Consider the following 15,813-nt stretch of genomic DNA (forward strand, 5'->3'; position numbering starts at 1 on the left):
CTTAAATAACACCTCTATATGTCGATTCCAATTAATATTGGTATCCATACCTCTACTCGCTATAAATTTGGAATTATCCTTTAACTGCTCCCATTGTCATACCTTTCACCAAATGTTTTTGTACTAAGAAAGAGAAAATTAGCACTGGGAGAATAGATATGGTAGCTGCAGCCGTTAACGCCCCCCAATTGGTTTTAAACTGCGTAATAAAAGTAGAAATTCCAGCTGGCAATGTCATTACATCCGTGTTATTCAACAAAAACATCGCAAATAAGAATTCATTCCAGGTTAGAATAATGGTAAAGATGGATGTTGCTACAAGACCTGGAAGAGCTAAAGGAAGGATAATTTTCACAAAAGCCATAAAGCGAGATGATCCATCAATCATGGCTGATTCCTCCAAGGATTCTGGAATTTCTTCAAAGAATGCCTTAAGCATCCAAACAACAAAAGGAAGATTAAATCCTGTATACACGATTAACATCGCCCACAGTGTGTTTAATAGCCCAATTTTTTGCATGATTAAATAAAGGGGGACAACAATTACGATTGGCGGCAGCATTCTCGCCGTAAGAATTAAAAATGATAGTCTCTCATTTCTTTTCCCTTTCATTTTAAAACGAGCAAGGCTATAGGCAGAAAAGGCACCAATTGTTAAACATAATAAAGTTGAGGCGAACGAAACGATGGTACTGTTAATGAAAAATTGCATAAATGGATTATTTGGTGAAAATATTCCCTCTATCGGGTCAAGATAATACTGAAGTGTGATATCTTGTGGAAAGAATGTTTGTTGGTTCGCAAAGAGCTCACCTTCTGTTTTGAAACTTGTTATTACCATCCAATAAAGAGGAAAAAGGATGAAAAGAATTGCAGCTGTCAAGAAAGAACCACGCAGCAATTTGAGTTTCCAGTCTTCATTCTTTGCGGAAATAGCAGCCATACTTATACCCCTTTCTAATTAGATACTTGTGAGGAATTCATCATTTTAATAAGTAATGAAGAGATAATAATCGTAATAACTAAGACGACTAACAAACCTGCCGAAGCAAAACCAAAATCCGAGAATTTCATGGCTTGACGGTACATTAGAAAACTGACAGTCTCCGTCGCTTGCCCTGGTCCACCCTGGGTAAGAACGAATACTTGGTCAAATGTTCTTAAAGCATCCATGGTACGGATAACAAGTGCAACGACAAGAACCGGCTTCAACATGGGAATCATCACATAACGGATAGTCTGAAATTTTGAAGCACCATCAATATCTGCTGCTTCAAATGGGTCTTTAGGTAGTGATTGCATTCCAGCTAAGATAATTAAGAAAACCATCGGCGTCCACTGCCATATGTCCACAACCACTAATGATACAAAGGCAAGAACAGGTTCTCCTAAGAAATTAACTTGCGGTATTCCGATACTCTGCAGCATATAGTTAATAATTCCCATCTCTGTATGCAGCATCAATTTGAATACAATTGCGACAACAAGCGGGGAAAGCATCATCGGTATAATAAGCAACCAACGCAAATACTTCATCGCTTTGCTATCTTTCGACATAATTAAAGCCAAGTTGAACCCTAGAAAAATCTGTGATCCTACAGCAAGAGCAGTAAAAATCAAAGTAACAAAAATAGAGTTCCAAAAGATACTGCTGGTGAATGTCTTGACATAGTTCTGCAGTCCGGCAAAGCCAGTAGAATTACCGAATGTATCAAAAGAAGAGAAAGAAATAAAAACAGCATAACCAATCGGGAATAATGTCAATAAAGCTAGCAGTAAAAGGGTCGGGGTTAATAATATCCCAGACAGTCTCCTGTCACTGGATAAGCCAGGTGCAGCCTTTTTTTCCTTCTTTTCTTTTTTATTGGGAAGAGCCTTCATGATTGTCGATTCCCTGATATTCATGTGCTTCACTCCTAATGAGATTAAGAGAGAAAGAAATCCCTCCCCCCTAATCTATTTAATTTAATAACCATTTTCCTCCATCACGCTTCTTATATCCTTAGCTGCTCTTTTAAGTGTTTCTTCTGCACTCAGATCACCTGTAACAGCTCTATTCAAATAGGTTCCATAAATCTGTTCCACCTGAGAATATAACGGAGTACGTGGACGCCATTTAGCATTCTGGAGACCTTCCTCTACCGCTTCCAAATACGGGTAGTCTTTAAGTAGTTCGCCATCTGTCAGTACACTGGTACGTGTGGGTATTCCTCCGAGTTTTGTCATTTCCGTTTGTACTTCCTTAGAGGATGCCCATTCAATAAATGACAGTGCGTTTTCCTTATTATCAGAACCCTCTGGGATACCGAAAATCCAGTTACCGACCATCGGAGCATGATCTTTTCCTTCCGCTTTAGGTACAAGCCCATAACCCATTTTTCCGACAACCTCTGATTTCGACTCATCTTCCACTGTTTCTCCCCATGCCGGCCAAACGATGGATGTTAATCCATCACCGCCAGCCATAGTACGACCTATTTCATCGGCATTATAGCTGCCGACTCCTTCTGGTGCATAGTCTAAAAAACTCAAGTAGCGTTCTAATGCTTTAATTGCTTCCGGACTGTCTAATGTTACATTCCACTCTTCATCAAAGAAATCAGCACCATGGGACCATAAGAATGCATTGAAGTTTGTAGCTATCGGGTTACCCCGAGCTCCTCGATGAACGAATCCGTACTCAATTTCATCCTTGTGCTCTTCCATTGCTTTCTCTAGATCCTCCCAAGTTTCAGGGATGTCGCTAAGAATATCTTTTCGGTAGAAGAAAAGCTGTACATTACCAACTTGCGGAACACCATAGTATCTTGGCTCCTCACTTTCTTCAGATCCAGGTAAACGAGGGCTGCCCGGTGCCGGCCACATTGTAACTTGACGGGAAGTCTCTACAAAATCCTCATCCGGCTCATAACCAAGTTCATCTAAAGGTGTCAGGAACCCGCCACCCGCAAACATTGGCATCCAAGGGTCATCGGCAAAAATCACATCGTACGTCTCCCCACCATTACGCAAATCATTATAGATTCGCTCATAAAGGGTATTGTAGTCAAATTCGTTCCAATCCACTTTAATTCCAGTCTCTTCTTCAAATTGAGGAATCATTTGTTTAACGGCAGCTGATTCAACCCCTGCTACCATTGCTACCGAGATCGTTTTAGCTTCTTCGCCTGATGTTTCTTCACCTCCTCCGCAGGCAGCTAAAATCGACAACGTCAAAACAGCTAACATTGCCATTAATTTTTTCATGCTCATTCTCCTTTTCAAATGTTTTTTGGTAAGGCGCTATCTAATAGATAAACTGTTTTATCTTTGGTCTTTCTGATAAACTCTTCTGCTTCTAACTCCCAATATTTCGCACGGAACAATTCAACAGAAACAGGACCTTTAAGCCTTTTTCATAAAGGATAGAAATGATAATTTCCAACGGGATCCCCCCTTCTCCTGGCACCCTTTGCAATCATCGGTGTAAAAAAGGAACAATTTATCGATTGATAGATTTTTCAGATTTTCATAGTTGGAGTTCATGGCGTAAATGATAGCGGTTACAAATTTGCCGATAAAAAAAGTTTTGCAGGTACTTAATGGAGTGTGTAATTAAGGATTCTTTCCATTTACCCAGACGGATTTCTATAAATTCGAAATCATGTTTTCCACAAAACACCACATAATCTTCCTGATTTGAGTTTTCCAATGTGGTTCCCGCATTGAATGCACGTTTCATATTCTCTTCCTCTTTCTTCATTTTCCTACCCTTGCAAACCAATAAGAGTAGAATTTAATAAAAGCTAATACTTTTTACTCTTGCCTCCCTTACTAATGTCTTTTTAGTTAATCAAAGGATTGGAACAAAAATTCAAAACTTAACCTTAAGATACCAAAATGAAGCTCACAATAACCCAATAAGGGTAATTTTTGATAGATTAATTATCAACTTCTGATAATAAGGATAATATCAATTATCCTATCAGTCAACAAATTTATTTAATTTTTAGAAAATTAAATAAATGTTATTTGCTCTCACATATTGTCTGTACGTCTCCTCTGGTACTTCACCAGCAATCTGATAATTGATTTCATACAGCCCCAATAAGTGTTTAAGGGTATTTATCAAATTTAGGATGATCAGCTAGCAAAATACCTTTCTCCTTTTTACGTTTGTACTCTTTATTTGAGCTCAAGTTGTTTAGGGGATTCTTCTGGTTCATCAGAAAATGTACGCCCTTTTTGATTGGCTTCCAAAACTGATATAATTAATTTGTTCCACTTGTAATATCTGCTAATTACCTTCTGCTGAACGTTATTGGGCCAACGAGGAGTTTAAAATAATTTGAAGAAGTTGGGAAGGGATCTTTTTTATGTGCCTTCATGTTCCAAAAAAACACCTTCATACTAACTGCCATTACCTACATTGTAGAATTCCATAAACATACTGGATTAGGGTAGGCATTGAAATTTCCTGTATCGTGTTATGCCAAAAAATGAAATAACAATAAGATGGAATTTTGGGTGAAAAGTTTAGTCCTAATAACAAAAAACCCTCTCTTAAGATTAATTATCTTAAGAGAGGGTTTTTAGATTTTTATAGAAAATCCAGTCATAATCCAGTCATGTAAAAGCAGAGTATACGACTCGTCGGAATAAAAATTTACTACAAAAACAACAGTCTTCTGCTTGGTGAAAAAATTTTCTCCTTATAGGGGCTAGCACAAACACTAATTCTTTTTCTGCGATGTCTCTTCTTCCACCAGCAAAAAGTCGAAGATCTCCCCGGACTCGATGGAATCGGTAAGAAGTTCGAGCCACTTGCACTATTTCCGATAGTCTTCAAGCTGTTCATAATCAACCTTGGCTCTTTCTATCGTATCTCTGTCTGCTTTCCTCAAGTTCTATTCAATTCAAAAATGAGAGTGTTTTATTATGAATACAGCATACCCCATGTATCATAAAGCAAGAATAGATTTTTGGATCTTTTCTAAGTGCTGAATGAACTTTAATTGGATTTTTACAGAACTCCTACCTAATTATCCAACATATCAAATGACGAACAATCTTGATCATTTATTTGCTTAGGAAGCCACAAACCATCCCCGCGTTTTTTTGTTTTATACTTCTCAACTAACCCAAATGGTGAATCGACGCGCTGAGGCAAAACATCTCCCTACTTAAAAAACGACTCTCATTCAGTAGAGCCGTTTTTTTATGATTGCTTATTCATATGAGTGAGTCATGACTGCTTTCATTTCTTCTGGAAAATCTATAAACGGATTGCGGTTTCCTTGAATGTTGTAAATTGCCTGGTTACGGTGGTGTTCATAAACATCAGGCGGGAATTTTTGATGCCAGTCTATCAAAAGCCCAAGGTCAATCTTTTTCTTATGAGATGGGTCAATTTGATGTGGATAGCGGACTAAGAAATAGAGCATCGCTCTGGCTGCTGTCCCTTTCGCATATTCCGGTTCAAATAAACCATCGTCAGCTTTGCCGCACGCTTCTTCGATTCGATTATTGCGAATTCCTTCTGGACGATAGTCCTTAAAATCATAATATGGATAGTTACTTCGAAGGGAATTACAAGTAGGTTCACATGTAAATAGATGATGAAGATCGCCACGCATCGGCTCTTGTTCATTAAACCAAGATTGAGGGACGGCATGTTCGCAATTATATTTAAAATTACTCACAATCCGAGCCACTCGATTTTGATTAGTCGTATCAGTCGTCTTTTCCATTTCTAACTTTCGTTTTAAGGAGGTTTCATAATCCTCTTGTATGGCAGCTTCTGGCTTTTTCTCTTGACCAGAGTATATACTTTTCAAATTTCCGTCCGGCCTTAAATCAACCCAAGGATATACATATTCACTGGGATCATACCGCACTGGATTGGTATGAGTTTCCCTAAGCAATTTTTGCAAAGATGAGAGTAAGGAATCCTCATGTTTTTTAAAATGAATGGCATTGTAATACTGAGCTATTGCTACCTTATTTTTATCCTCATCATAATAGGCTCTTTCATCCCTCTGGATTTTCTCTTTTGTTTCCTTCAGCTGCGAAAGAATGGTGTGGATATGCTCACGATTGGTGGTAACTGAAATCACTTCTGATTTACCATTCATGAAATTCCTCCTCCGTTCCTTACGATTCTAATGCTCTTTATCTCCCCTGCTTTTTCCAAAAATAAAATGCATTAAAATGCTTTACGAAATATCGCTATTAAACAAAAGCATCTACTCAAACCTTACTTGAATAATCTTAAATTCAAAGTATTGATTTCGATCATGGTCTTCAGTAATGAATTTCTCTTAAATTTTACTATATCAGTATGAGGTTAAATAAGATACCAGTAGTAATGGAGAATATCCAGCCCATATCCTGTCAGAAGCCAATGCCACCTTGCGTTCAAATATGTCCACTTCCGAAGTGCAGGGACGGTTCTAGAGTTTCCTCATTCCAGTCACGTCCGCCCACATTAAATAAAAGTGTTGAAATGCAACATTCCCTGTGTATCATGAAGCAAAAATAGATATTTGGATCTTTGTTAAATCCAGAATGAACTTTGCTTCTCTTTTTATAGAAACCATATCTTTGATCATGCACCACTTTCCATGAGGAGCAATAATGTATCATTTATACGACGAGATCAAAACCTTAGCTTCGGTGAATGATTTAATTTAACGCCTCAACTTTCTTCTGGTAATACTCTTTGAATGCTAGCAACTCCTCATCAGAAAAAGAAATTGCTTCCCCTCTTCTTCTCTTTAGCACTTTACCCACTGTAGAGGCATAAGGCGAATTCATCGCCCACCTTCCTGCTTCGTCCTTCGAGCAGATTCTACCTTCGAGTAAGTAGAGATAGACGCGGAGAATATTCAAAACACAATAGACTGGAGCTTCAAGCACATTTTCCAAACAATCTTTATAATCATTCATGATCGAATCCAGATAATCCTTCTTCGGAATGACTGGAAATACTTCACAAATCGGGGCACCGTACAAGACTCGCCCTTTATGGTTAATGATTGTTACATGACCAGCCAAATCCGCATCCTTCTGTTCCTTCCATTGCGAGTATGTAACTTTTCTGTTCAAGAAGCGTTCCCTCAAGGCTTCACTATAATGGTAGTCATAGTGGCTAGGATGCTGCCAATGGTTCAATTGATTCCGATTCAGGACGGAAAACTCAATCGGAAATGGAGATTCAGATTTATCTAGTAAAAAGGCTGTGAGTAGATCCGCATCTTTCCTCGTCATTTGCTTTTCCGTCACAACGATAAGGTCGACATCGCTTTTTTCAGGGACGAAGCCATCCAATACAAGGGATCCATGCAGATATACGCCAACCAAATGAGCTCCTAATATTTTACAGATTTATTCGGTACATTCTTCGAGAAACGATTCGACCATCTATTCTCCCTCTTAAACCTTTTGAAAATGGGTATCTTTGAAACCACTACGATACTTCAAACCGTAACCAATCATCCTATCCATCCCGATATGAGCCGTCCAAATAAGGCTAACCATCAACAACCAATCTAACGTTATAAAGGTAGAAATGAGTATAAGAGTGACCGGAAGGATATAACTATGAAAGATATTGTAGACAATGGCACCTACTCTTTCATTGATAACATAACCTATCATAGAAGAATCGAAAACAAACAAAAGAAAAATGAATGCGAGCCAGCTGAAGTTGTTTTGCTGATAGAAATACAAGCTTGCGATAAAGATAACCGTACCTTCTAAATGGAGGAAAAGCTTTGGCATACAATCACCTCGTCTATGGCTCATAAGTTTTATCCCTATAAAACGAGCAGCTCGTTTAGAAAGGAATTGGTTTTAAATCCTTTTTCAGGTACAGAGAATGTCTTGGATGGTTCCCTTTAGCTGTTTTTTGAGACAATAAGGTTCATACGGAGATAAAATAGATTGAACTTCCTTATTTCTATTTTTTATGGAACTATGTTTTTCTCCCCATAAAAATAAAAGTAAATCCGGTCCATTGACAGCATCCAATATATAACGGTCGTTCTCGTCTCCAATAGAATAAGGGTGCCCTTTAAATCGGGGGCTTTTGATCTAAGGGGAATAAGTTTATTACCTTCTTCTTTCCATATCCCACGACTTGGTAAATGCACACATCTATTTATTTTTCGATCACAAATATTTTTATATCTGCATGGCTGGGATTTAACATTACAAAGGTTAATACTTTATTATTAGCATCCCATTGACACTCCAAAAGGTACCTATACTCTTAACTTGCATCCAAAACTGCATTTACATTTTCATAAATATGCCAGTATCTACACCCTAATGGTAAAGACACTTTTTCACCCCTTTAAAAAATAGTCTTAATTGTAGCTAATACGCCATAATGAAAACCAATACCTTCCTTATAATGAAAAAAGCTAACAAAGAAAAGCCCTACGATCCTTTTTGGTTCTTAGGGCTTTTCCTTGTTTCATAGACTGAGTTATATCTTATATATTCGCACCCCACCATAGAACCATGAGGCAAAATTTTCGCCAACTCATTTCACAGGATCACTTCAACATGTTAGTTTTTTCTATTCCTCCTGATGAAGAAATGATGTCCCTTTAGAAACAAAACCTTCCATAATTTCTTTTGGTACCAAACTTCCTCCTGTCGCCCAGACTAAATGAGTAGCATTACTCAGCCGTGATCCATATATGCGGTCTAACTGTTGATGAATGTCAAGGAAAGCAGGGCCATACATGCCCGCAAGTGCCGATGGCTCGAGTGAAATGCCTTCTGATTCATGTAAAAGGGCTAATAGCTTGTACAAGTTTTCGTCGTTGATCGTATAAATACCGTTCACCATGTTTTCTACCAGCCGACCTGCCAAAGCTGATGGTCGTCCAACAGCTAATCCATCAGCTTCCGTCTTATTATCAAGCCCAATATGTTGAACAGAAATGTCCTCATGTTTTCCTGTGGCAAGACCAAGCATCATGCAAGGAGAGCTGGTCGGCTCTGCAAAGTAACAGTGGACATAATCCCCAAAAACATACTTCAGTCCATAAGTGATACCAGCAGGGCCTCCTCCTACACCACAAGGTAAGTAAACTACCAGGGGATGATCCGCATCAACCGTGATATTCTCCTGCTTTAGTTGCTCACTAATCCGCAAAGCTGCCACTGCATAGCCTAAGAATAAATCTTTGGAATTTTCGTCATCAATAAAATAACAGTTACTTTTCTCCTGACATTGTCTTCGTCCTTCGTTTACGGCAAAAGAAAAGTCCTTATCATGCTCTACCACCTCTACACCCTTATCCCTGAGCAACTCTTTCTTCCATTCTTTCGCTTCAACCGACATATGAACAGTTACCTGAAAGCCTAAAACTGCACTCATGATGCCTATACTTAAAGCCAGATTGCCTGTGGATCCTACAGCGATCGAAAAGTTAGAAAAGAACTGCTTAAATTCGGGATTAGCTAATATGGAATAGTCGTCATCTTTTGTAAGCTTTCCGTGTTTTATTGACAGCCCTTCCGCGTATTTTAATACTTCATAAATACCTCCCCGCGCTTTAATGGACCCAGCTATCGGAAGTTCATGGTCACACTTTAAATACAAATTGCCGGAAATGGATTGTGGGAATCGCTTTTCCAATTCCTGGTGCATCTCGGGTATGCCGTAGATGGGAGATTCAATGATTCCGTTCATTTTCCTGGTTTCCGGAAATACTTTAGCTAAATATGGAGTAAACCTCTGAAGAAGCATTTCTGCTTCATGAAGGTCTTTGGTAGGGATGGGTAGATTTTTTTCAAGCGTGTGGTAAGATTTGAGTGATGCATTGGGCCAAAAGGTTTCTTTCTTATTTTTTAACTGCTCAATCAATTCTTCCTCGCTCCTATAAGTACGTTCAGGACACATAAAATCCTCCTTTAGTTGATTTATATTTAAGAAACCCTTACTTACATAATATTCGCAAAATTAATAGATTTATGCAGTTACGTTATAACGAGGACATTAGCTTTGGATTTTATTGGAATCCCCCTCATCAAGGCAACCAAATGTTTTCATATCCATTCTGAATAAAATAATCATATAGATGAATCATTTTCTCTTCTTTATAATTCATCAAGTGTTGATTTTGCGTGACAATCTCCTGGTGTCCCACTAAAACTTCATTTCTCTCCACGACTAAGCTAAGATAATCACGAACTGGTAACTTGTCATTTTTCGATGTGTTACAGTGACTGCATGTTAAGACAAGGTTCCATAACTGATCCGACTGCACAAATGACCATGGAATGAAGTGATCCACGTGTGTTTTGGCCTGCCCTTTATTTAAATGTTTCCCACAATAGAAACAGCTTTTTTCAAAATATTGAAGCAGTACACGTTCAAAGGGCTTTAAAGTGGAACGCTTCGCAATACTTTCTACCTTTTCCAGCAAGTAATTGATGTGCGGAACATCGTTCAATTTCTCTATCATTTTAGCCATATGGTAATTTACGAGATCTACCATTAAGAGCTGGTATTTCCTCATGAATGACAAAACAGCCCTGTTAAACTGGAACCTTTCTTCTTTATGGTCAAAAGCATAAAAGGAACCTTGCGTATCTCCATAAAGAGCTCCAAATACGTTTGTCTTCATAACTGTTTTTATTCTCGTTGTTGCCTTCACCTGGATAGTGGCATCAAGTTTATCAAACGTTATATCTTTTGGAATACCTTCTTCTCTTTGAATTTCAATCAGTCGATTCACAACAGCTGATCCGCTTGTTCCCTGCTCTAATCCATGGTGGTGAATAACAAGGTTCCAATAGATTTTAGCGAAAGAATAAGCAAGCTGCTCATATGTTACGACTTCTTTTTCATCCACTTGATATAAATTTTCAATCATGGCCTTCAATAAACCATATTTATAAGTTGCAGACTTCTTGGATCTTGTAGTTAAAATGGTTGTGAAGGTTCTCCAAATTTGTTCTTCCGTTAAATAAAGGGCTTGGAGTTCTCCTACCCGCAACTTGTGACTCATAAATTACTCCTTTGTCTTTCCGATATATAAATCTTCCCTGTATTAATCCTCGACATGTCTTAAAAACACCTTCTCGTCGAATGCTCCCCTTTTCTCCGCTTTTTCCTCCCGCACTTTTTCCACTTCTTCTATGGAAGAACCATGCTGCTTCGCGAGGGCCTTCATTAACTCAAGGACGTCTGCTAACTCCTCTACTGCATCTACATCACTTTCTGCTTCCAAATATTCGTTCACTTCTTCCTGAAGCTTTGTTCTCAGCTCTTTATGGTATTCTTCATCTGAAAGTATTTGAGTTTCTAGGGCTTTCCCTTGTTTTTCAATAATTTGAGGGATAAGATTACGTACTAATTTATTATATGTAGGCATATTGAACTCCCCTATATTATGAGATACTCAATTTTACCAATGTCCGTCTAATAGGAAAAGTAGTGGAAGAGCTCCTAGCCTTTTTTACCTTTGTCCAATCACATTTTCCCACGTTTGAAATAATAAGTATAACCCCCTACAACCATGAAGGGGGTTTACTCGTCTAAATCGACACCTATATCAATTTTCTAACGTAGATTCTTTCAATAAGTATAGAGTATCTTAAATAATAACCCTTTAAAAAGAGCTTTTTTGTCGACTTGTACTTTGATTAATTTTCACGAAGTTCTACCCATTTTTCTTGAGAATCATCAATCATTTCTTCCCAAGTGATTTTACCACCTAAATATTTTTGCATGTTAACAGGGAGCGCTCCACCTGGCCAACTAACAGGGAATCCATTAAATACCCACCCCATTACTTCACCTGAGGCTGCATATTCATAAATTTCCTTAGAAATTGGGTCAGATATCATAGATGTTTCATAGCCTTCAAAGGCTGGAATAAACTTGAATTCCTCCATCACATACTGTTTACCCGTTTCAGAAGTATTCATCCAATCCAAGAAATCTTTACTTGCTTGAATTACTTCTTCATCTGCTGTCTTATTTATACCCCAGTACATCGCTACTCCAACCGGAATGGTCCCTTCAAATCCTTCTACCGGTAAAGGGATGATTCCAATGTTGTTCTCTGCGAATTCAGGATCAATTTCATAAATGGAGTTGTAAACCCAGTTACCCTGTTTGATCATCGCAACCTTCCCTAAAGCAAAGAGTTCTTCAACTTGTTGAGAATAGCTAATACTTAAAATTGGTTGTGCCCCATATTCATTGATTAAATCCAGCATTCTCTTAAGTTCGTCTCCTCTTTCAAACTCAACTGCTTCAGAATTGTATGCCTCTGAAATATCATTATTAAACTCTGGAGCTAAGTAAGAATTTGCTAAATGGAAACCCATTGGCCATTTTTCCGCCCCCGGTTCAGCAAATACAGCCTCAATACCCAAACTATCTTTTTGTTTATCAATCGTTTCCGCAGCTGCTTTTAAATCCTCATATGTTTTAATACTATCAGGATTAACACCAGCTTCATCCAAAACTTTTTTGTTATAAATTAGGCCATAACCTTCTTGGTTTAATGGGATTCCCAGGACTTCTTCCCCATCCGTAACACCATTTAGTGTTCCATCGAGCGCTGTTTCTACAGATTTTGTATCAGATAAATCAGCTAAGTGCTCACGGTAATTTGCTACCTCTGAAGGTCCGGCAACGTTAAAGATGTCAGGTTCTTCAGAAGAAGAGAACTTTGTAACAAGAGACTGTCCATAGTTACTACCTCCGCCAAGAGTTTGCACATTAATTTTGACGTCTGGATTTTCTTCTTCATACATTTTTGCTAATTCTTCTATTTCCTCTTTAAGTTCTACCTTGTATTGAAAAACGTCAACCGTAATTTTATCTTCCGAGCCTGCACTTGTTGAACACCCTATCAGAGTCACCATTAGTAAAGAAAAAGCCGCCAGCAGTCCTAAGTGAACCTTCTTTTTCATTTTTCCACCCCTCAAAGATCATTTGAAATACTCTTTAAGTGTTCCTTAAGCGCCGATTATTTCCCAAAACTTTTTGTTAGTTATTCCCGAAAAATAAACAAATTAGCAAAGTATACTAATTTACTAGATTTAAAGAAGAAAAATCTCTAAGCCCGTAAGATGTATACAGATGCTTTTAAAAGTATGGAATGAGGGATGTCATACAATATGCTGACTTAATACGCCTCAGTCACTTCTTTTTTATACACTCCTTTATATAAAAGGATTATCTCTATAGGAACTATCATTTTATATGCTAAAGCTAACTTCAAAAACTTAACTTACATCTTACATATCAGACAGTCGAACGGCTGCTGATAAATGATGTCCTTCTAAACCTTCTACATTTGATTGTTTAGTAGAATGATCAGCTAAATATTCTATTCCCTCACCAGTGATTTCCTGGTGTGTGGCTACCTTTACATAGTTTCCAACCCAAAGGCCTCCCGTATAGCGAGCAGCTTTCTGTGTCGGTAATGTGTGGTTCGTTCCAGAGACTTTATCAGAAAAAACCACAGAACTATCTGCACCAAGAAAGATCGATCCATAGTTAGTAAATTGATCCATAATACTTCTACTATCTTTTAGATGTAAATGAAGATGTTCAATAGCTATTTCATTACAAATTCTTATACCCTCATTCATAGACTCAGCATAAATCACTTCTCCCATATTAATCCAGGATTCGTGGGCAGGAGAATCTGAAGAGAACTCTTTGAGATAATTGTTAACCTCTTCTATTGTTTGGGTCGCTATTGTTCGAGAAGTAGATACTAGAAGCGCACGTGCATTTGGGTCATGTTCGGCTTGAGCTAATAAATCAGCCGCACATTTCTTAGGCTCAGCAGTCTCATCAGCAAAGACAAGAATCTCGCTTGGACCTGCAATTAAATCGATACCCACCTTGCCGAAAACTTGTCTTTTAGCCTCAGCTACAAATCGATTACCCGGCCCTCCAATAACATCTACCTCTGGGATAGTTTCAGTCCCGTATGCCATTGCTGAAATAGCTTGCGCCCCACCAATGGCATAAATATGATCAGCACCTGAACACTTAAGTCCATACAGGACAGCGGGGTGAATTCCGCCTTTGTAGTTAGCCGGGCTGCAGGCTACAATTTGTTTAGCTCCCGCTACCTTTGCAGGGGCAACTACCATCGGACCAGACGAAAGGAGAGGGAAACGCCCTCCTGGAACGTATGCTCCAACCTTCTCGATTGGTATGATTTTATGGCCCATGCGAATTCCTGGTCCAAATTCTTTCTCAAAAGGAGTAAGACATTCAAGTTGTGCCTCCGCGAATGAGGATACTCTTTCTACCACACGCTCAATTAGTGTTTTTATTTCTGGAGAAAGTGAATTTGTACTCTCCTCAATTTCATCTTCATCTACCTTCAAGGGCCGGAAAGAATTACTTAATGTTTCCTCATATTTCTTAACCGCTTCGTCTCCATTAGAGCGGACATTGGAAATAATGTCTTTTACAATTTTCTCCGTGTCTGCCGATTGATCACTTTCTTGAATTTCAGCTCGTTTTAAGAATTCCATATCTAATCCCTCCATTTTTTCTCATATTAATCATTTGATTAGGAGACACCTGTGAAATTTCCATCTTCACTTGTATTAACACCGTCTTCCTGGTCTTCATCCTCGTTTGTCTCCATGTGAATTTGTCTTAATACTTCCATGCCATCAAATAAAAACCATTCTTCGGTGATTTTTTCATCTTTAATCTTATAGTGGTTGATTCCATATATTTCGATAGGTTTACCACTTGGTGCTCCGAAGTATCCAGTACCTTCATGGATTCCTTGAATTCTCCAACGCACAGCAACATCATACTCGCCGTCTGTTTCTTTTTTGTTACAAGTAACACGATCGACCAATACTTTTGCATTGGGTACGGAAGCGAAGAAGCTGATGAACATACCTTGAATTTCATTAAATCCAACTAAGTCTCTATTACAAACAAAATGTAGAGTGGCATTATCTTCATAAAACTCTTTAATATAATTAATGGATCGTCTTTCCCATATGCGATTAAAAACTTGCAGCATGAAATCACCAATTTCAAACCCTTTATGCTCCGGAACATAAACTTTAGGTGGCAACCCTACTTCTGCAGTTTCCGAAAGACCAAAGTTCAAAGGAGGAGCTAGTTTTTTTGTATTTTTAGCCATTATTTTCGCTACTTCAATTGGGTCATATCCCAACTGCAGAACGAGATGATACGTATCCATTACTAACCATTCTTCATAAATTTTATTGGAATGTATAAGGCAATCAGCCGTAGTGCGGAACATGACTTTTTTTCCTGTTGCAGGTCCGTAAAAGCTATCACCTGTATTGGTAGCTATGGAACGGCCACGGTGTGATGTGAAGAAACCATCTTTATCATTACCGGACCACACTACACTCCAGCCTGAGCCCTTTCGATCAGGAAATGCCTGCAATGTCTGCAACGTGCCAGAAATCACTTCATTCACCCCATGGCTATTAATTCTTCCTTTATGAATTTGTATATCGGTACTATACGTGTCATATATCAAACCGATATCTTTTTCCTTCCAAATCTGCCTAGTAATCTTGACTATATAGTCGACAATGTTGTTATATTCATCGTCAAAACCTTCCATGCTTTGCTTTTTCAATTCCTGCTCGTTCATGTTTAAATAATCTTGATTATCTCTGTGATCAATCCGATTCACTTCTCGACTATCCGCATAAAAAACTTTATTACGTAAGGATACTATTTCGTCCTGGCCTTTTTCTCTAAGTTCTTTCTTATCCTTTAAATCTTCCATATTAGTTCTTTCCTGTTGACTATCGCTTTTTTTCACCATTAAA

Annotated in this window: 15 protein-coding genes; all 15 read right to left on the minus strand. The window is 38.3% G+C overall.

The window, feature by feature from the left end; translation table 11 throughout:
- Positions 1 to 73: 73 nt before the first annotated feature.
- Complete coding sequence (locus BLW54_RS11005; RefSeq protein WP_074734604.1) at positions 74 to 943, minus strand: carbohydrate ABC transporter permease; 870 nt, start codon at positions 941 to 943, stop codon at positions 74 to 76.
- A gap of 14 nt (positions 944 to 957) precedes the next feature.
- Entirely contained in the window at positions 958 to 1,905 is a 948-nt protein-coding gene (locus tag BLW54_RS11010) for a carbohydrate ABC transporter permease (protein ID WP_083391514.1), read from the minus strand.
- A gap of 60 nt (positions 1,906 to 1,965) precedes the next feature.
- Positions 1,966 to 3,246, minus strand: coding sequence for an extracellular solute-binding protein (locus BLW54_RS11015; RefSeq protein ID WP_074734606.1), 1,281 nt, complete (start codon positions 3,244 to 3,246; stop codon positions 1,966 to 1,968).
- Positions 3,247 to 3,508: 262 nt separating this feature from the next.
- Entirely contained in the window at positions 3,509 to 3,721 is a 213-nt protein-coding gene (locus BLW54_RS11020; RefSeq protein ID WP_139254161.1) for a hypothetical protein, read from the minus strand.
- 1,486 nt (positions 3,722 to 5,207) lie between these two features.
- Positions 5,208 to 6,113: an endonuclease I family protein gene (locus BLW54_RS11025; protein ID WP_074734612.1), complete on the minus strand. Its 906-nt coding sequence runs from the start codon at positions 6,111 to 6,113 to the stop codon at positions 5,208 to 5,210.
- A gap of 550 nt (positions 6,114 to 6,663) precedes the next feature.
- Positions 6,664 to 7,341 (minus strand): aminoglycoside adenylyltransferase domain-containing protein, encoded by a 678-nt coding sequence (locus BLW54_RS11030; RefSeq protein WP_083391516.1) that lies wholly within the window; start codon positions 7,339 to 7,341, stop codon positions 6,664 to 6,666.
- Positions 7,342 to 7,413: 72 nt separating this feature from the next.
- Positions 7,414 to 7,761 carry a DUF4260 domain-containing protein gene (locus tag BLW54_RS11035; protein WP_074734615.1) on the minus strand — a complete coding sequence of 116 codons (348 nt, stop codon included), beginning with the start codon at positions 7,759 to 7,761 and terminating at the stop codon, positions 7,414 to 7,416.
- Between the two features lie 84 nt (positions 7,762 to 7,845).
- Positions 7,846 to 8,073: a DUF1643 domain-containing protein gene (locus BLW54_RS21305; RefSeq protein WP_081867014.1), complete on the minus strand. Its 228-nt coding sequence runs from the start codon at positions 8,071 to 8,073 to the stop codon at positions 7,846 to 7,848.
- A gap of 67 nt (positions 8,074 to 8,140) precedes the next feature.
- Positions 8,141 to 8,236 carry a DUF1643 domain-containing protein gene (locus BLW54_RS21310; RefSeq protein ID WP_083391517.1) on the minus strand — a complete coding sequence of 32 codons (96 nt, stop codon included), beginning with the start codon at positions 8,234 to 8,236 and terminating at the stop codon, positions 8,141 to 8,143.
- Between the two features lie 327 nt (positions 8,237 to 8,563).
- Positions 8,564 to 9,898: a D-serine ammonia-lyase gene (gene dsdA / locus BLW54_RS11050; protein ID WP_074734617.1), complete on the minus strand. Its 1,335-nt coding sequence runs from the start codon at positions 9,896 to 9,898 to the stop codon at positions 8,564 to 8,566.
- A 127-nt stretch (positions 9,899 to 10,025) separates the two neighbouring features.
- The gene (locus BLW54_RS11055; RefSeq protein WP_074734620.1) at positions 10,026 to 11,009 is read right to left on the minus strand and encodes an HNH endonuclease domain-containing protein; all 984 of its coding nucleotides are present in this window, start codon (positions 11,007 to 11,009) and stop codon (positions 10,026 to 10,028) included.
- A gap of 42 nt (positions 11,010 to 11,051) precedes the next feature.
- The gene (locus BLW54_RS11060) at positions 11,052 to 11,375 is read right to left on the minus strand and encodes a nucleoside triphosphate pyrophosphohydrolase (RefSeq protein WP_074734622.1); all 324 of its coding nucleotides are present in this window, start codon (positions 11,373 to 11,375) and stop codon (positions 11,052 to 11,054) included.
- Between the two features lie 271 nt (positions 11,376 to 11,646).
- Positions 11,647 to 12,927, minus strand: coding sequence for an ABC transporter substrate-binding protein (locus tag BLW54_RS11065; protein WP_074734625.1), 1,281 nt, complete (start codon positions 12,925 to 12,927; stop codon positions 11,647 to 11,649).
- A 327-nt stretch (positions 12,928 to 13,254) separates the two neighbouring features.
- On the minus strand, positions 13,255 to 14,514 hold the full coding sequence (gene hisD, locus BLW54_RS11070; RefSeq protein WP_074734627.1) for a histidinol dehydrogenase: 1,260 nt from the start codon (positions 14,512 to 14,514) through the stop codon (positions 13,255 to 13,257).
- A 38-nt stretch (positions 14,515 to 14,552) separates the two neighbouring features.
- Positions 14,553 to 15,809, minus strand: coding sequence for an ester cyclase (locus BLW54_RS11075; protein ID WP_244153504.1), 1,257 nt, complete (start codon positions 15,807 to 15,809; stop codon positions 14,553 to 14,555).
- Positions 15,810 to 15,813: the final 4 nt, after the last annotated feature.

It is taken from the genome of Halobacillus karajensis (assembly GCF_900108515.1).
Classification (GTDB): Bacteria; Bacillota; Bacilli; order Bacillales; family Halobacillaceae; genus Halobacillus; species Halobacillus karajensis.